The sequence below is a fragment of the Herbiconiux liukaitaii genome (assembly GCF_041927495.1).
GTDB classification, from domain to species: domain Bacteria; phylum Actinomycetota; class Actinomycetes; order Actinomycetales; family Microbacteriaceae; genus Herbiconiux; species Herbiconiux liukaitaii.
The window spans coordinates 376,138-393,221 of the sequence record NZ_JBHFHG010000002.1 but is presented as its reverse complement, the minus strand read 5'-3'; the positions used below and the strand labels follow the sequence as shown (position 1 = coordinate 393,221).

The window sequence follows — 17,084 nt, the reverse complement described above, 5'->3', positions numbered from 1 at the left end:
TGGAACAGTGACGAGCAGCTCATTGACCCAGACTCAGAGTGCCCCCATGGTCCAGCGCCCCAACATCGTGGCGGTGGGAACCATCGTGTGGCTCGGCAGCGAGGTCATGTTCTTCGCGGGCCTCTTCGCCATCTACTTCACCCTGCGGAGCACCAACCCGGGAGCGTGGGCCGAGCAGGCCTCCATCCTCAACGTGCCGTTCGCGCTCGTCAACACGATCATCCTGGTGATCTCCTCCTTCTGGTGCCAGTTCGCCGTGTTCGCCGCCGAGCGCGGCCAGGCCAAGCGCACGAGCTGGAAGCCCAAGGACTGGGGCGTCACCGAGTGGTTGTTCCTCACCTACGCCTTCGGCGCCATCTTCGTCAGCGGCCAGGTGCTCGAGTACGCGACCCTCGTCTCCGAGGGGGTCATGTTCAACAGCGACGCCTACGGATCGGCCTTCTACCTCACCACCGGTTTCCACGCCCTGCACGTCACCGGCGGCCTCATCGCCATGCTCCTCATGCTCGGCCGCGTGTTCGCGGTCAAGAACTTCGGTCACAAGGAAGCGACCTCGATCATCGTGGTGTCGTACTACTGGCACTTCGTCGACGTGGTCTGGATCGGCCTGTTCCTCGTGATCTACGTGCTGAAATAACGCACACCGGCCCGATCCACCCGATGCACCGAAAGAGAGTAGAGAGCATGGCCCGCACGAGCAGGAAAGCAGGCAGACGCCACCCCCTGGCGACCGTCGTGCTGATTGCGATCGGCCTTGTCGTCACCGGCGGTGGCTACGCGGCGTTCAGCAGCACCACCACCGCATCCGCCGACACCGAGGTCACCAGCCAGGCGGTGATCGACGAGGGCGAGAAGCTCTTCGCCGCGAACTGCGCCACCTGCCACGGCATGAGCCTCGAGGGCACGCCTGACGGCCCCTCCCTGATCGGTGTCGGATCAGCATCCGTCAACTTCCAGGTCGGCACCGGTCGTATGCCGATGGCGATGCAGGGCCCGCAGGCCATGCAGAAGCCCACGCAGTTCAACGACGAGCAGACGGCGGCCCTCGCGGCCTACGTCGCCTCCATCTCCCCCGGCCCCGCCATCCCCGACGAGAGCCTCCTGCAGGGCGACGGCGACGCCGCCCACGGTGGCGAGCTGTTCCGCATCAACTGCGCCATGTGCCACAACGTCGCCGGCGCCGGCGGTGCGCTCACCGAGGGCAAGTACGCCCCCGAGCTCACCGGCGTGCTCGCCACGCACATCTACGAGGCCATGCTCACGGGCCCGCAGAACATGCCTGTCTTCAACGACGACAACCTGTCGCCGGAAGACAAGCGCGACATCATCACGTACCTCAAGTACATCGAGGACAACCCGTCCCCCGGAGGCTACGAGCTCGGTTCGCTCGGCCCGGTGGCGGAGGGCCTCTTCGTCTGGATCTTCGGACTCGGCGCGATCATCGGCCTCATGGTCTGGCTGACCGCGAAGTCGAACTAGCCGCGGCCGACGTGAACACAGGCACAGCACACAACAGCAAGCTCGAAAGGGAGAACAATGGCACATGACGAGGTGAGCGGTCACGATACTGCCGCTTCCGATTCGTCGGCCGTCGAGACGAGTCGAGCTGCTTCGACCAGCACCGCGGTCATTGCTTCCGATGTGGTGAACCCGGGCGAGCCGCCCCACCGCAAGCGCGTCACGGATCTCGACCCCAAGAAGGCCAAGCACGCGCAGCGCACGGTCTACACCCTGTTCTACCTGTCGATCGCGGGGAGCATCTTCGCTCTCGCGGCCTACATGGCGTTCCCGATGGAAGACGGAGACATCGCGTCGATCCGTCTGAACAACCTGTTCATCGGTCTAGGCTCCGCCCTCGCGCTGTTCGGGATCGGTCTCGGTGCCGTGCACTGGGGCAAGGCGCTCATGGCCGACAAGGAGGGCGTCGACGAGCGCCACCCGATCCGCGGCACCCAGGCCACTCGTGACCGTGCCGTCGAGATCTTCCACGAGGCCGACCAGGAGTCAGGCTTCGGGCGTCGCACGCTCATCCGCAACAGCCTCATCGGCGCCATCGTGGCCTTCCCGCTGCCCGGCCTCGTGCTCTTCCGCGGATGGGCCCCTCAAGACGAGGACCCCATCGAGCTGCTGAGCCACACCATGTGGAAGAAGGGCTCGCGCCTCACGCTCGACCCCTCAGGCATCCCCGTCAAGGCGTCGGATGTGACGATCGGCTCGGTCTTCCACATCATCCCCGAGGGCCTCAACGAGCGCGAGGACCTGCTCGAGCAGAAGGCCAAGGCGGCCGTGCTGCTCATGCGCCTCAACCCCGAGGACCTCAACCCGAGCGCGGGTCGCGAGGACTGGGCCTACGACGGCATCGTGGCCTACTCGAAGATCTGCACGCACGTGGGCTGCCCGGTGGCGCTCTACGAGCAGCAGACGCACCACCTGCTCTGCCCGTGCCACCAGTCGACGTTCGACGTGACGAAGGAGTGCGAGGTCATCTTCGGACCGGCCAAGCGCGCACTCCCCCAGCTCCCGATCGAGGTGGACTCCGAGGGCTACCTCGTGGCTCGCAGTGACTTCAACGAGCCTGTCGGCCCTAGCTTCTGGGAGCGTTCATGACCAGCACGATCGACAGGACCGACTCGCAGGGCGACGCCCGTGCGAAGCCGAAGAGCGGTGGACTGACCGCAGCCGCGTCGAACTACATCGAGGACCGCACGAGCATCTCGGCCGTGGTCAAGGAGTTCGGTCGCAAGATCTTCCCCGACCACTGGTCGTTCATGCTCGGTGAGGTGGCGCTCTACAGCTTCGTCGTCATCATCCTCTCCGGTACGTTCCTCACGTTCTTCTTCCAGGCCTCCATGGTCGAGACGCACTACGACGGTGCGTTCGTGCCCATGAAGGGCGTCGAGATGTCGGCGGCCATGGAGTCGGCGCTGCACATCTCGTTCGATGTGCGCGGCGGCCTGCTGGTGCGGCAGATCCACCACTGGGCGGCGCTGCTGTTCATCGCGGCCATCGGCCTGCACATGCTGCGCGTGTTCTTCACGGGAGCGTTCCGCAAGCCGCGCGAACTCAACTGGGTCATCGGCTTCCTGCTCTTCATCCTGGCGATGGCCGAGGGCTTCACCGGCTACTCGCTGCCCGACGACCTGCTCTCGGGCAACGGCCTCCGCATCATCGACGGTCTGACGAAGGGCATCCCCTTCATCGGCACGTGGACGTCGTTCCTCCTCTTCGGAGGCGAGTTCCCGGGCACGGCGATCGTGGGGCGTCTGTACACGCTGCACATCCTGCTGCTGCCGGCGATCCTCGTGGCGTTCATCGCGCTGCACCTCGTGTTCGTGATCGTGCACAAGCACACGCAGTACGCCGGTGCCGGTCGCACGAACAACAACGTCGTGGGCTACCCGATCCTCCCCGTGTACGCGGCGAAGGCCGGTGGATTCTTCTTCCTGGTGTTCGGCGTCATCGCCCTCATGGCCGCGTTCTTCACGATCAACCCGATCTGGAACTACGGGCCGTACGACCCCTCACCGGTGTCGGCGGGTACGCAGCCCGACTGGTACATCGGCTTCGCCGACGGCGCCCTGCGGTTGATCCCGCCGGGGTTGGAGTTCGTGTGGCTCGACCACACGTGGTCGTTCAACATCATCATCCCGGTCATCGCCATGCTGGCGCTGCTCGGTGGTGTCGCGGCCTACCCGTTCATCGAGGCCTGGGTCACCGGCGACAAGCGCGAGCACCACATCCTGGACCGCCCGCGCAACGCCCCCACCCGCACCGCGATCGGCGCCTTCGGTGTCACCTTCTACGCCGGCCTCTGGGCCGCGGCGTCGTCGGACATCATGGCCACGCACTTCCAGCTGTCGATCGAGGGCGTCATCCATGCCATCCAGGCGTGGGTCGTGATCGGGCCGTTCATCGCCTACTTCGTCACGAAGCGCATCTGCATCGCGCTCATGAAGAAGGATCGCGAGATCGTGCTGCACGGCTTCGAGTCCGGCCGCATCGTGCGACTGCCCGGTGGCGAGTACATCGAGGTGCACGAGCAGGTCGACGACTACGAGCGCTGGCGTCTCGTGGACTACGAATCGTACGAGCCGATCATGATCCGCCCCAACTCCAAGGGTCAGATCACCGGTCTCATGCGCTTCCGCTCCGCGGTCTCGCACTGGTTCTTCGAAGACAGGATCTCCCCCGCCCAGCAGCAGGAGCTCGACGCGGGCCACGGCGCGCACGGCACCCACGGCGACGGCACCGACCACTCCCTGGAGCAGGGCCCGGGCCTCAAGTAGCCCACCCCGCTCCCCCAGAGGGCCCGCACACCCCGGTGTGCGGGCCCTCCGTCGTCCCGGCGTGAGTACCAACTGCTCATAACTCCGCGCCTGCAAACGGCCGCACTCTGTTCATGGACCATTCCCCGATCAGAGAGCCAGACCCATGAATCACACCCGACCCGCGCGGACGAGACGCCGCACAACCCTTCTCGCATCCACCACCCTCGCCGCAGTAGCACTGACCACGGCGATCGCTGCTCCGTCAGCCGCCTCCACTGTGCAGAGCTCTGGCCCCGGCCTCATGATGTGCCCGCCACAGATCACGAAGATCAATACCCCCATGGCCTTCGAGGTGCTGGACGGCGAGCAGGGTGCCGGCTACGACGCCACCATCTCGGCGGGCGCGCTTCCCGATGGTCTGGCCCTGGTTCCTCGAGACCACCTGAGCCCCAGGATCGTCGGGGCACCCACAAAGGTGGGGAGCTTCTCCTTCACCATGTCCTTCAGCCAGTCGGACGGCGGAGCGGGCGTCAAGAGCTGCGTGATGGACATCGTGCCCACCGGCTCCATCGTCGAGCGCATCCATGGTGAGGACCGCTACGACGTCGCCGCCAACGTGGCCCAGCAGGTGGCCCCTGGTACGGCGCCTGTGGTCTATGTGGCCAGTGGCGAGAACTACTCCGATGCCCTCAGCGCATCCGCCATCGCGGCTCAGCGCAATGCCCCTCTCGTTCTGGCCACGTCCACCGGTCTCCCGAACTACGTGTACAACGTGGTCAACGGCTTCGAACCGGCCAACATCGTGGTGGTGGGAGGAGAGGCATCCTTGAAGCCGGAGCTCGTCCGCCAGCTCGAGAACATGAGCAACAACGCTACTGTCACCCGCATCGGCGGCGCCGACCGGTTCGCCGTCTCGCGAGCGCTCATCACTCATCCCCAGTTCGGGGCCATGCCCTCGACCAGCATCTACGTGGCGAGTGGCCTGAAGTTCCCCGACGCACTCAGCGCGAGCCCCGCGGCCGCGAAGATCAAGACACCGGTCCTGCTCGTCAACGGAGAAGCGACCGTCCTGACGACCGACGAGAAGGCACTCCTGACATCCCGCGGGGTCACCACCACCACGGTCTTCGGAGGGGAGGACACGCTCTCCGCCGGTGTGGCCGCCGATCTCAAGACAGTCACCGGCAGCCTCACTCGCATCGAGGGCGATGATCGATTCATCGTGTCCGCGAACATCGCTGCGGCGAACCACACCAGCCCTGTCGATACGATCTACTTCGCGACCGGTGCGAACTATCCGGATGCGCTGGCTGGCGGAGTCCTCGCGGGTGTCAAGGGCGCGCCGATCCTGCTGGTGCGCAAGAACTGCGTGGCAGATGAAGTCGCCGTTCAGGTACGCGCACTCAAGCCGAACCACATCGTCCTTCTGGGCGGACCGGCCAGCCTCGACGCCAACCTCGAGAACCTCCCCCGCTGCTCGTAGCACTCCCCCGCGAGGGCTCAGACGAGCCCGGTACAAGACAAGAAAGGCCCCGCACCTGAGTGCGGGGCCTTTCGTTGGTCTTGGGGGTGGGTCAGCGGGCGAAGTAGCCGCGGTAGTACTCGTAGACCCAGCCGACTACGGCTACCAAGGTGATGGCTCCGGCGATGAAGCAGAGCCAGAAGCCGACCGCGAGGCCCAGCATGAGCATGGCTCCACCACCCGCGAGGATGATCGGCCACCAGCTCCACGGGCTGTAGAAGCCCATCTCGGGGTCGCCGTCGTCGATGTTGGAGTCGAGGCGGTCCTCGGGCAGCTCACCGCCCTGAGACTTGTGCACGCGCCCCAGGTAGAACGCGAGGAACGCCGAGAGGATGGCCGCGAGGCCGATCCCCACCGTTCCGACCCACTCCACCTGGCCGTCGAAGTAGATCAACGACCAGACCGTGTAGGCCGCGGCGGCCAGGAGCATGAAGAAGAACAGGATCCAGAAGAGATTGGTGTTGGCTCTCATGGTTACTTGACCTTGCCTTGCGAGACGTCGTAGGTGGGGGCGTCGGGCGCATCCTTCGCCGGTCCGACGCCGACGGGGATGCCGGCCTCGGGGTGGTTGAGGTCGAACGCCGGCGACTCCGAGCGGATGCGCGGGATCGAGGTGAAGTTGTGGCGCGGGGGCGGGCACGAGGTGGCCCACTCGAGCGAGCGACCGTAGCCCCACGGGTCGTTCACCGTGACCTTGGGCGCCTTGCGGGCCGTGATGTACACGTTCAGGAAGAACGGGATCATCGAGGCCGCGAGCACGAACGCGCCGATCGTGGAGAGCTGGTTCATCCACTCGAAGCCCTCTTCAGGCTGGTACGTGGCGTATCGACGAGGCATGCCGATGACACCGAGCCAGTGCTGGATGAGGAACGTGGTGTGGAAGCCGATGAACAGCAGCCAGAAGTGCCAGTAGCCGAGACGCTCGTTGAGCATCTTGCCCGTCCACTTCGGCCACCAGAAGTAGAAGCCGGAGAACATAGCGAACACCACGGTGCCGAACACCACGTAGTGGAAGTGCGCCACCACGAAGTACGTGTCGGAGACGTGGAAGTCGAGCGGCGGCGACGCGAGAATGACACCGGTCAGTCCACCGAAGGTGAACGTGATGAGGAAGCCGATGGCCCAGATCATGGGCGTCTCGAACGTGACGGAGCCCCGCCACATGGTGCCGATCCAGTTGAAGATCTTCACACCCGTCGGCACCGCGATGAGCATCGTCATGAGCGCGAAGAACGGCAGCAGCACCGATCCGGTGACGTACATGTGGTGCGCCCACACCGTGACCGACAGGGCCGCGATCGAGATCGTGGCGTAGATCAGCGTCTTGTAGCCGAAGATCGGCTTGCGACTGAAGACAGGGAACACCTCGGAGACGATGCCGAAGAACGGCAGCGCGATGATGTAGACCTCCGGATGCCCGAAGAACCAGAACAGGTGCTGCCAGAGCAGCACACCACCGTTGGCCGCGTCGTAGATGTGCGCCCCGAAGACTCTGTCCGCACCGAGCGCGAAGAGCGCGGCGGCGAGCACCGGGAAGGCCATGAGCACGAGGATCGAGGTCACGAGGATGTTCCAGGTGAAGATCGGCATGCGGAACATGGTCATGCCGGGAGCACGCAGCGTGATGATCGTCGTGATGAAGTTGACCGCACCCAGGATGGTGCCGAAGCCCGAGAGCCCCAGCCCGAAGACCCAGAGGTTTCCACCATCACCTGGTGTGAATGTCGTCGACGACAGTGGCGCATAGGCGAACCATCCGAACGAGGCCGCACCCTGAGGGGTGAGGAAGCCCGAGACGGCGATCATCGATCCGAAGAGGAACAGCCAGAACGCGAAGGCGTTGAGTCGCGGGAACGCGACATCCGGAGCACCGATCTGCAGCGGCATGAGCGCGTTGGCGAAGCCCGCGAACAGCGGCGTCGCGAACATCAGCAGCATGATCGTGCCGTGCATGGTGAAGAGCTGGTTGTACTGGTCCTTCGTCTGCAGCAGCTCGAGACCGGGCTCGAACAGCTGCGCACGGATGACCAGGGCCATCACTCCGCCGAGGCAGAAGAAGATGAACGACGAGATCAGGTACATGTACCCGATGGTCTTGTGGTCGGTGGAGGTGATCCACTTGACCAGGATGTTGCCCTTGCGGCCCACGGTCTTCGACGGAGTGGGAAGGGGGGCCGGTGATGCGGCCGGCGTGACGTCGACGGTTGCAGTCATCTCGCGTTCCTACTCTTCTTCTTCGCTGTGTGCGGGCGTACCGATGCCCGGCAGGTTCTGGTTGCGGTCGTACTCGTGGCCCAGCTGGCCCTCCTGGCCTGCGGCGCGGAGGGAGTCGATGTAGGAGTCGTACTCCTGCTGGGAGACCACCTTGACGTTGAACAGCATCATGGAGTGGTACTCGCCGCAGAGTTCGGCGCACTTGCCGGTGAAGGTGCCCTCGCGCTCCGGAGTGACGTACATGTAGTTCGTCTTGCCGGGCAGCATGTCCTTCTTGTAGAGAAAGTCGATGACCCAGAAGGAGTGGATGACGTCTCGCGACTCGAGCTGCACCTCGACGGTCTTGCCGACGGGCAGGTAGAGCGTGGGGATCTCGGACTCGACGAGGTTGCCGTTGGCGTCGTCGGGGTCTTCCTGACCCTGCACACCGGCGGAGTAGACGTCTTCGTCGACGTAGTTGAAGTCCCACGCCCACTGCTTGCCGAACACCTGGATGGTGACCTCGGGGTCGTCGTACGCGGCCTCGATGGCGTCCTGATCACGAGCGGTGAAGGCGAAGAAGCCGAGCACGAGGATGAGGGGCACGATCGTGTAGAAGATCTCGATCGGCATGTTGTAGCGCAGCTGCGCCGGCAGACCGGTCTGGCCCTTGCGGCGGCGGTAGACCACGATCGCCCAGATGGTGAGAGCCCAGGTGATCACACCCACGATGAGCAGGACGATCCACGACGTGACCCAGAGTCCGATGACCCGGTCGACGTTGTTCGTGGTGCCCGGCTCGGTGGGGAGCCAGCCCTGGAGCTGCTCCTGCGAGCACCCCGCGAGGACAACGGACAGTGCGACTGCGAGAGGGATCGCAGCCCATCGGAGACGTCGGTTAGAGCGCACCACAGACCTTTCGGGAAGCTACACCACAGTGTATTTGACCTTCTCCTAGCCTACTCTGTCGATTTCCCCGCGGACGCCACAGGCGCACCGGATCGGCCTGTGGTACGCACGCAGAAAGGGCCGCCCCGATGCGGGACGGCCCTTCTCACGATGCGCTTCCTAGTGGAAGGAATCACCGCACGCGCAGCTGCCGCCGGCGTTCGGGTTGTCGATGGTGAAGCCCTGCTTCTGGATGGTGTCTTCGAAGTCGATCGTGGCGCCCTCGAGGTAGGGGACGCTCATCTTGTCGACGATGACCTCCACGCCGTCGTAGTCGACCACGTTGTCACCGTCGAGCATGCGCTCGTCGAAGTAGAGCTGGTAGATGAGGCCGGAGCAGCCGCCCGGCTGCACGGCCACACGCAGGCGCAGGTCGTCGCGACCCTCCTGCTCGAGGAGGTTCTTGACCTTCGTGCCCGCGGCCGGGGTGATGCCGACCTTGTGGGCGGGAGCCTCGAGGACCGTCTCGGTCTCGGTGGCTGTCAGCGTTGAGTCGCTCATGTTCACTCCATTCGCTTCGGAAGTATGGGGGAAGTCTAACTCCGGCAACCTGCGGGTCGGATCAGTTATTCCCGGTGCGGTCGTTCAGGCGCAGCAGCATGAGGGCCTCGGTGCCGATGGCCCTGTGGAAGACGCCGAGGTGCAGCGATTCGTTGGGACTGTGCGCGCGCGTGTGCGGATCCTCGACACCCGTGACCAGAATCTGCGCCTCGGGGAACACCCGCACGAGATCGGCGATGAACGGGATGGAGCCGCCGATGCCGGCTTCGACGGGCTCGGCGCCCCACGCGTCGCGCATCGCATCCTTCGCCGCCGTCACCGCCCAGCCGGACGTGTCGACGAGGAAGGGGCTCCCGGTGTCGACGTCGTCGAACGCGACCTGCGCGCCGAACGGCGCGTGCGCGCGCACATGGGCCTCGAGGGCCTTGTAGGCCTCCTGCGGGTCCTGACCGGGGGCGATCCTGGCGCTCACGCGGAGTGCCACGCTCGGGATGAGCGTATTGGAGGCGTTGGCCACCGACGGCGCGTCGATGCCGGTGACCGTGATGGCGGGCTGGGCCCAGAGCCGCGACAGCACGGATCCGGTGCCGATGGGCGTGACCCCCTCGAGCAGACCGGCCTCACTCCGCAGCCTCTCGTCGGAGTACTCCGGCGTCTCGACGGCGCGCGAGGTGAGGCCCTCGACGGCGACGGAACCGTGCTCGTCGTGGAATGATGCGGCCAGCCGGAACGCCGCGAGCATCGCATCAGGCACCGCCCCCCCGAACATGCCGGAGTGGGAGGCGTGCGCGAGAGTGGAGACCGTGAGCCGGAACGTGACGTTGCCGCGCAGGCTGATGGTGAGCGACGGCGTCTCGGTGTTCCAGTTGTCGGAGTCGGCCACCACGATGACGTCGGCCGCGAGCTTCTGGCGGTGCGTCTCGAGGAAGTCGGCGAACGAGCGGGAGCCGAACTCCTCCTCGCCCTCGATGAAGAGCACGAGACCGAGATCGAAGTCGTCTCCCAGCACGGCTCGGAGGGCGCGGACCGCGGCGAGGTGCGAGATGACGCCCGCCTTGTCGTCTGCAGCACCCCGGCCGTAGAGGCGGTCGCCCCGCACGGTGGGTTCGAACGGCGGCGACTCCCAGTCGACCTCCTGCCCTGGGGGCTGCACGTCGTGGTGCGCGTAGAGGAGGATCGTGGGCCGGCCGTTGGTGGCCGGGCGTGTGGCGAGCACCGCGGGCTGGCCCTTCTCCCCCGTCTCGGTGGAGGCCTGCAGGATCTCGACGGTCTCGAAGACCCCCGTCTCGCGGGCGAGCCCGGCGACCGCTTCTGCGCTCGTGGCGACATGGGCCGGATCGAAGGCGCTCCACGACACCGAGGGGATGCGCACGAGGCCGCTCAGCTCGGCGATGCTCGCGGGCAGGCCGAGACGCACCTCCTCGGCCAGCCGCGCCTCCTGGGCGAGCCGCGCCTCGGGAGTGCCGGCGGGGACGTCGTCGCCTACCTGGGAGAACTGGGAGCCACTGCTGTCTGTCATGCAGGTAATCTTAAGAGACCGACGAACGAGGACACCGTGGCGAAGAAGACGAGCACCCCGCAGACCATCATCGACGCGCCTGTGGAGGAGTCGCCGACGACCGGCAAGGGTCGTGCGACTCCCACCCGCAAGGAGCGCGAGGCGGCGAACGCCCGCCCGCTCGTGCCGACCGACCGCAAAGAGGCGAGTCGCGACTTCAAGCGCAAGCAGCAGGAGGCGCGCGACAAGGCGCGCATCGGCATGGCCAACGGCGACGACCGCTACCTCCCCGCACGTGACAAGGGCGCCCAGCGCCGGTACGTGCGCGACTACATCGACGCCCGGTTCAACATCGGCGAGTTCCTCATCCCGATCATGTTCGTCGTGATCCTGCTCACCCTCGTGCCCGCACCCGAGGTGCAGTCGGGCGTGATGCTCGGCCTCTACGCCTTCGTGCTGATCGTCATCGGCGACTGCGTGCTGCTCGGGTTCCTGCTGCTCAAGAAGCTGCGCGAGAAGTTCGGCGCCGACAACATCGAGCGCGGCACCCGCTGGTACGCCACGATGCGCGCGCTGCAGTTCCGCCGCCTGCGGCTGCCGAAGCCCCAGGTCAAGCGCGGGCAGTACCCGAGCTGATCCGTCGGGGTCGGTTGCTCGTGCGCGTCGAGAGCGGTTCCGCTCGTCCCGGGGTAGCGTTCTCCAGGGATGAACCGGATGAACGAGGAAAGACGCACGGCCTGGCTGATGAGCGACGACACCGCTGCAACGGATGACGCCGTCAGAGTGCTCGCGACGCTCAGCGACCTGAGGCTCTCCGAAGCGAAGCTCCTGCGGCGGCTCACCGAGCAGTCGGGGCTCAAGGAGAACGACCTGGCGGCCATGCGCCTGCTCCGCGACTCCGCGAAGGGCGATCGGCCCATCGGTCCGAAGGATCTGGCCAACCGGCTCGGCATCACGAGCGCCTCGGTGACCGTGCTCCTCGATCGCCTCGAGAAGCGCGGGCTCGCTGCCAGGACCCCGAATCCGGAGGACCGGAGGGGTCTGCGCCTCAGCGTGACGGAGGAGGGCCTGAACGTGGTCGCCTCGCACGACGACCCCGAGCTGGTGAGCGGAGTCTTCGCAGCCCTCGGGGCCGACGACGCTCAGCTGCTCGAGAGGTTCTTCCGCGACTTGGCCGCCGCCGCGGAGACCATCGATCCCTCAGACCGTCGATAGAGCGACCGGTCTAGCGCCCGTCTCGCGGACGGCGACGCGCATCAGACGGTCGGGAGGGCGTCGGGCGCGGTGGGAACCTGGTTCAGAGCGTGCAGCGCCTCGAGCGACCTGAGCTCGAGGTAGGCGCACAGGTCGGCCGCGACGGCGAGCTCCTCGGACAGCTCCCGCAACCCGGCGACACCGAGAGCGAAGTACGTGTCGCGAGGGCCGAAGATGACGTGCCAGGTGGGGCTGCCGGGGGCCGTGGGCTCGAGGTGCACCTCGGTGGTGGCATTGCGCAGGCGCACCACGACGAGACCGGTGTCCTCCCCCGGATCCCCATCGTGCATGAGCACATCGACGACGCCCTCGATCGGCTTTCCCGGCGACACGAATTCGGCCGCCCACTTCTCGAGGGTCTCCTTGGTGCGAAACGGCATGACCGCCCCTTTCTGGCAGGGTCCCCAGAACCCGATCCATCGAACACCGCACTCGTCGATGCGATGTCTTCCAGAAGTCTAGGGATCGGCGACCCCGCAGGTGGAGCCTTGACAGGAATTGCTCGGACGAGTATGGATTCAGTCGGTGAAGTCGAGGTCGTAGAACTCCCACGGCAGCTCCCCGTCCACGCCGTCGTCACCGACGGGAGCGGGCGGGATGGTCTCGAACCTGACCGAGGTCGAGGAGGTGATGAGCACCTTCGTGCGGGTGTCCGTGACCGAGGCGAGCTGCACGAAGTCGCCGCCGTGCCTGACGGCCGCGAGGATGTCGCACGCCGCGCGATCGGCGGCGGGGCCGTCGAGGATGTAGTCTCGCTCGTTCAGCACGAGCCGTCGTAGTGTCATGGCTGTCCAGTGCTGGTGGGGAGAGCCCTCACTGTACGCCCGCCGCTCGGCTCCGCACGAGGGTTGCTTCTCGGGCCCCCGACCCCCATCATGGTGTGCTCTCGCGACGACTCAGCCGGCCGGGCGACGCAAGCGGGCGAGCCCACGATTGATACTGCGAGCCCAGAACGGGCCGCGGTAGAGGAAGGCCGTGTAGCCCTGCACGAGGGTGGCACCGGCGTCGAGTCTCTGCTGCACGTCGGCCGCGGTGTCGACACCGCCCACCGAGATGACGCACAGGTCTGCAGGCACGACGCTGCGGATGAGGGCGAGCACGGCGAGAGAGCGAGCGGCGAGCGGGGCCCCGGAGAGACCGCCGGCCCCTGCGGCCTCGACGAGTGAGGGGTCGGAGGCGAGGTCGGCGCGGGAGAGGGTTGTGTTGGTGGCGATGATGCCGTCGAGCCGCAGCTCGACCACGAGCCGGGCGATGTCGCGCACGTCGTCATCGGCCAGGTCCGGGGCGATCTTGACCAGCAGCGGGGTCGATCCCGCCTGTGCCTTGACGGCCTCGAGCAGTGGAGCGAGCCGGTCGAGCTCCTGGAGCCCGCGGAGGCCCGGGGTGTTGGGCGAGCTGACGTTCACCACGAGGTAGTCGGCGAGCGGGGCGAGGGCGCGGGCGCTCTGCAGGTAGTCGTCGATGGCGTTCTCGACCTCGACCACTCGGCTCTTTCCGATGTTGACGCCGATGACGGGGCGCGGATGACGGTGCGAGCGCACCCGGGCCAGGCGGAGCGACGCGCCAGCCGCTCCCCCGTTGTTGAAGCCCATGCGGTTGATGACCGCGCGGTCGGCGACGAGGCGGAACAGGCGGGGGCGGGGATTGCCCGGCTGGGCGCGCGCGGTGATGGTGCCGACCTCCACGTGGCCGAAGCCGAGCGCTCCGAAACCGCGGATGCCCTTGGCATCCTTGTCGAACCCCGCGGCGAGGCCGAAGGGGGTCGGGAAGCGGAGGCCGAGCGTGCGGACAGAGAGGTCGACCTCGGTGGAGCCGACCCTGGGCGACGTGAAGCGGGCGAACGGTCGCTCGAGCCGGAGCCTCGGGATGGCCTCGATCACGGAGAAGGCCAGGTGGTGCGCCCGCTCGGGATCCATCCTCGACAGCACGTGCCGGAAGAGGAGGTCGTAGGCGCCCGTCACTCGGCGGGAGTGTCGTCGTGGGCCTGCTCGTGCTCCACGCGCAGGAGGGTGATGGCGCTCTCGAAGTCGTCGAGCGAGTCGAAGGCCTGGTAGACGCTCGCGAACCGCAGGTACGCCACCTCGTCGAGCTCGCGGAGGGGCTGCAGGATGGCGAGACCGATGTCGTTCGCGTCGATCTGGGCCGCCCCGGAGAGTCGCACCGTCTCCTCCACCCGCTGCGCGAGCACGGCGAGGTCGCTGTCGGTGACCGGCCGGCCCTGGCAGGCCTTGCGCACTCCGCTCACGATCTTCTCGCGGCTGAACGGCTCCACCACGCCCGAGCGCTTGATCACGCTGAGGCTCGCGGTCTCGGTGGTGCTGAAACGGCGACCGCAGTCGGGGCACTGGCGGCGTCGGCGGATGGCGAGGCCGTCGTCGGTGGTGCGGGAGTCGACGACGCGGGAATCCGGGTAGCGGCAGTAAGGGCAGTACATGGCAGGTCAAGAGTACCGGCTCAGTGCCCTGCCGTGTCGTCGGCCGCCCGCATATATGCCGCCCGCACGATCGCGCTCAGCACGTCGAGGTCGACGGCGTCGAGCCGCTTCACGTAGAGGCAGCCCTTGCCTGTCGTGTGCGGCCCGAGCTGCTCGAGCAGCGGGTCGGGTGGGCCGTAGTCGTTGTGCACTCCATAGAGCGTGAGTGCCGCCTTGCGGGGCGAGAAGCCCACCGTGAACCAGTCGTGGGTGCCCGCGGAGTTCGTGTAGGGGGATGACCCGAAACCGACGATGGACGGACCCCACATCCGTGCCTCGTGACCGGTGAGCTCGGTGAGCAGCTCTCGCAGCCGGTGACCCTGCTCGCGGCGGCGCGGGTCGGCGACGGCGTCGAGGAACCCTGTGACGTCGGCGTCGGTGGAGCGGGTGGAGTTCTCGCGCATGACGGGATGGTAGCCGACGTGGGAGGGCGGCGTCAGGTGGCGGGCGGGGTGAAGCGGGCGGTGACGGCGTCGCCGTGGGCCGGGAGGTTCTCGGCGGCGGAGAGCGCCACGATGCGGGAGGCGACGGCCTCGAGCGCGGGGCGGTCGTAGCGCACGATCTGCTGGGGGCGGAGGAAGGTGTAGGCGCCGAGGCCCGAGGAGAAGCGGGACTGCCCGCCCGTGGGCAGCACGTGGTTGGAGCCCGCGAGGTAGTCGCCGAGGCTCACGGGCGAGTAGGCGCCCACGAAGACGGCGCCGGCGTTGGTGAGGAGGGCGAGCGTGGCATCCGCATCCCTCGTCTGGATCTCGAGGTGCTCGGGGCCGTAGACGTTGCTCACCGCGGCGGCCTGCTCGATCGTGTCGACGAGCACGATGGCCGACTGGGGGCCGTCGAGGGCGATCGCCACGCGTTCGGCGTGCTTGGTGTTCGAGGCGACCCGCTCGAGGGCCGCGATCACGTTCTGGGCGAGGGCGAGCGAGTCGGTGACGAGCACGGCGGCGGCGAGCTCATCGTGCTCGGCCTGGCTCACGAGGTCGGCGGCCACGAACTCGGGGTCGGCGCTCTCGTCGGCGATCACGAGGATCTCGGTGGGGCCGGCCTCGGAATCGATGCCCACGACGCCGCGCACGAGTCGCTTGGCGGCCGCCACGAAGACGTTGCCGGGGCCCGTGATGACCTGCACGGGGTCGAGGCCGATCTCCTCCACGCCGTAGGCGAGGGCGCCCACCGCGCCCGCTCCCCCGATGGCGTAGACCTCGGTGACACCGAGGAGGCCGGCGGCGCCGAGGATGGTGGGGTGCACACGACCGCCGAACTCCTTCTGCGGAGGGGAGGCGATGGCGAGCGATCCGACACCCGCGAGCTGAGCGGGCACCACGTTCATGACGACGCTCGACGGGTAGACGGCCTTGCCGCCTGGCACGTAGAGGCCGACGCGCTCGACGGGCTGCCAACGCTGCTCGACCACGGCGCCCTCGGCGAGGGTGGTGGTGCGCGCCGGGGGGATCTGCGCGGCGGTGGCCTTGCGAACCCGCACGATGGCTTCGTCGAGGGCCTCGCGCACGGCGGGGTCGAGGCCCGCGACGGCCTCGTCGATGTGCGACTGCGGTACGCGCACGTGCTCGGGTGCCACGCCGTCGAAGCGCTCGGACTGCTCGCGGAGGGCGACGAGCCCGTCTCGGCGCACGGCCTCGATGAGGGCGGTGGCCGCCTCGGTGGCGACCGACACGTCGGTGTCGGGGCGCGGGACGAGGGTGGCGAGTTCGAAGCGGCTGGGCGTCTGGCCGCGCAGGTCGATGGTCTTGATCATGGCCGTTCCAGCCTACCCAGTCCGGTCCCTCCCGCCCGTCCCGCCCGTCGCCTCAATCCCTCCGCGACCTCCCTCTCGGCGCCGGTAGGGTTCGACCGTGAGCGCGATCGAGAAGCACGACGACCCGGCACGGGTGCTGGCGACGATCGAGAGCGGGGCTCGCGAGATCGTTCTGCCGCTGCTCGACTCGGGCTTCACCGTGAAGGAGGCCTGGGGTCCTGTGCAGATGGCGGTGGCGAGCCTGCTGCTCGAACGCGACGGCACCGAGGTGCTCTTCGACGCCGAGCGCGGCCTGACTGGCGTGTACCTGACGCACGCAGGTCGCCGCACCTGGCTGTCGATCGCGATCTACGCGTGGGCATGCAGCCCGGCGCCGGATGCTCGGGTGCGCGTTCCCGGCTTCGTGCCCTGGTCGCTCATCGCGGCGCACTCCTGGGGCACCCGCGGATTCCGCGACCTCGGGCAGGAGCAGACGCGCACATACGGGGTCCCCGCGATCGAGTGGCTGCCCCAGGCCGACGCGGGCCTGCTCGACACGATCGAGCACGAGCTGAGTTCCCGCTCCACCGCCCGCTCGACACCGAAGGACGAGGACCCCGACACCACCGCGGCCCGTCTGGCTGCCCGCTACGAACAGGCCGTCGCCCGCTACCTGGGCGACGCGCAGCCGTAGG

At 67.3% G+C, this 17,084-nt stretch carries 19 protein-coding genes; 8 read left to right on the top strand and 11 right to left on the bottom strand.

Translation table 11 applies throughout. The annotated features are described in order from the left end of the window. Positions 1-46: 46 nt before the first annotated feature. The 5 genes from ctaE to ACEXQC_RS02370 all read left to right on the top strand — a co-directional run bounded on the left by ctaE (position 47) and on the right by ACEXQC_RS02370 (position 5,751). The gene (gene ctaE, locus ACEXQC_RS02390; RefSeq protein WP_374817972.1) at positions 47-637 is read left to right on the top strand and encodes an aa3-type cytochrome oxidase subunit III; all 591 of its coding nucleotides are present in this window, start codon (positions 47-49) and stop codon (positions 635-637) included. Positions 638-684: 47 nt separating this feature from the next. Then, positions 685-1,479 carry a cytochrome bc1 complex diheme cytochrome c subunit gene (qcrC, locus tag ACEXQC_RS02385; RefSeq protein WP_374817970.1) on the top strand — a complete coding sequence of 265 codons (795 nt, stop codon included), beginning with the start codon at positions 685-687 and terminating at the stop codon, positions 1,477-1,479. 57 nt (positions 1,480-1,536) lie between these two features. Then, a complete protein-coding gene (gene qcrA, locus ACEXQC_RS02380) occupies positions 1,537-2,607 on the top strand; it encodes a cytochrome bc1 complex Rieske iron-sulfur subunit (protein WP_374817968.1) in 1,071 nt (356 codons plus the stop codon). After that, positions 2,604-4,286 (top strand): cytochrome bc1 complex cytochrome b subunit, encoded by a 1,683-nt coding sequence (gene qcrB, locus ACEXQC_RS02375; protein ID WP_374817966.1) that lies wholly within the window; start codon positions 2,604-2,606, stop codon positions 4,284-4,286. Before qcrA ends, qcrB begins: the two co-directional genes overlap by 4 nt. 322 nt (positions 4,287-4,608) lie before the next feature. Beyond that, on the top strand, positions 4,609-5,751 hold the full coding sequence (locus ACEXQC_RS02370; RefSeq protein WP_374817964.1) for a cell wall-binding repeat-containing protein: 1,143 nt from the start codon (positions 4,609-4,611) through the stop codon (positions 5,749-5,751). 91 nt (positions 5,752-5,842) lie between these two features. Here the strand turns inward: ACEXQC_RS02370 and ACEXQC_RS02365 are convergent, their stop codons facing one another. The 5 genes from ACEXQC_RS02365 to ACEXQC_RS02345 form a co-directional block, all read right to left on the bottom strand. Beyond that, positions 5,843-6,262 carry a cytochrome c oxidase subunit 4 gene (locus ACEXQC_RS02365; protein ID WP_374817962.1) on the bottom strand — a complete coding sequence of 140 codons (420 nt, stop codon included), beginning with the start codon at positions 6,260-6,262 and terminating at the stop codon, positions 5,843-5,845. Between the two features lie 2 nt (positions 6,263-6,264). After that, positions 6,265-8,004, bottom strand: a complete 1,740-nt coding sequence (ctaD, locus tag ACEXQC_RS02360; protein WP_374817961.1) for an aa3-type cytochrome oxidase subunit I — start codon at positions 8,002-8,004, stop codon at positions 6,265-6,267. Between the two features lie 9 nt (positions 8,005-8,013). Then, entirely contained in the window at positions 8,014-8,892 is an 879-nt protein-coding gene (gene ctaC / locus ACEXQC_RS02355; protein ID WP_374817959.1) for an aa3-type cytochrome oxidase subunit II, read from the bottom strand. Between the two features lie 159 nt (positions 8,893-9,051). Beyond that, positions 9,052-9,432: a HesB/IscA family protein gene (locus tag ACEXQC_RS02350; protein ID WP_374817957.1), complete on the bottom strand. Its 381-nt coding sequence runs from the start codon at positions 9,430-9,432 to the stop codon at positions 9,052-9,054. Positions 9,433-9,493: 61 nt separating this feature from the next. Then, positions 9,494-10,951, bottom strand: a complete 1,458-nt coding sequence (locus tag ACEXQC_RS02345) for a dipeptidase (protein WP_374817955.1) — start codon at positions 10,949-10,951, stop codon at positions 9,494-9,496. Between the two features lie 36 nt (positions 10,952-10,987). Between ACEXQC_RS02345 and ACEXQC_RS02340 the strand changes: the two genes are divergently transcribed. Both ACEXQC_RS02340 and ACEXQC_RS02335 read left to right on the top strand, forming a co-directional pair. After that, positions 10,988-11,566 (top strand): DUF3043 domain-containing protein, encoded by a 579-nt coding sequence (locus ACEXQC_RS02340; RefSeq protein WP_374817953.1) that lies wholly within the window; start codon positions 10,988-10,990, stop codon positions 11,564-11,566. 78 nt (positions 11,567-11,644) lie between these two features. Beyond that, complete coding sequence (locus ACEXQC_RS02335) at positions 11,645-12,145, top strand: MarR family winged helix-turn-helix transcriptional regulator (protein ID WP_374817951.1); 501 nt, start codon at positions 11,645-11,647, stop codon at positions 12,143-12,145. A 41-nt stretch (positions 12,146-12,186) separates the two neighbouring features. On the opposite strand, the gene ACEXQC_RS02330 is transcribed toward ACEXQC_RS02335, so the two are convergent. From ACEXQC_RS02330 to hisD, 6 genes are all read right to left on the bottom strand, one after another. Next, entirely contained in the window at positions 12,187-12,564 is a 378-nt protein-coding gene (locus ACEXQC_RS02330; RefSeq protein ID WP_374817949.1) for a hypothetical protein, read from the bottom strand. 138 nt (positions 12,565-12,702) lie between these two features. Beyond that, positions 12,703-12,951: a hypothetical protein gene (locus ACEXQC_RS02325; RefSeq protein WP_374817947.1), complete on the bottom strand. Its 249-nt coding sequence runs from the start codon at positions 12,949-12,951 to the stop codon at positions 12,703-12,705. 129 nt (positions 12,952-13,080) lie between these two features. Continuing rightward, positions 13,081-14,145, bottom strand: coding sequence for a quinone-dependent dihydroorotate dehydrogenase (locus tag ACEXQC_RS02320; RefSeq protein ID WP_374817945.1), 1,065 nt, complete (start codon positions 14,143-14,145; stop codon positions 13,081-13,083). After that, a complete protein-coding gene (nrdR, locus tag ACEXQC_RS02315) occupies positions 14,142-14,618 on the bottom strand; it encodes a transcriptional regulator NrdR (protein WP_374817943.1) in 477 nt (158 codons plus the stop codon). Before nrdR ends, ACEXQC_RS02320 begins: the two co-directional genes overlap by 4 nt. Before the next feature lie 20 nt (positions 14,619-14,638). Further along, entirely contained in the window at positions 14,639-15,061 is a 423-nt protein-coding gene (locus ACEXQC_RS02310; RefSeq protein ID WP_374817942.1) for a DUF1801 domain-containing protein, read from the bottom strand. Between the two features lie 32 nt (positions 15,062-15,093). Next, the gene (gene hisD, locus ACEXQC_RS02305; RefSeq protein WP_374817940.1) at positions 15,094-16,410 is read right to left on the bottom strand and encodes a histidinol dehydrogenase; all 1,317 of its coding nucleotides are present in this window, start codon (positions 16,408-16,410) and stop codon (positions 15,094-15,096) included. A 97-nt stretch (positions 16,411-16,507) separates the two neighbouring features. Here hisD and ACEXQC_RS02300 point away from each other — a divergent pair, with 97 nt between their 5' ends. Then, positions 16,508-17,083: a hypothetical protein gene (locus ACEXQC_RS02300; RefSeq protein WP_374817938.1), complete on the top strand. Its 576-nt coding sequence runs from the start codon at positions 16,508-16,510 to the stop codon at positions 17,081-17,083. The last annotated feature ends 1 nt before the right edge of the window (position 17,084 follow it).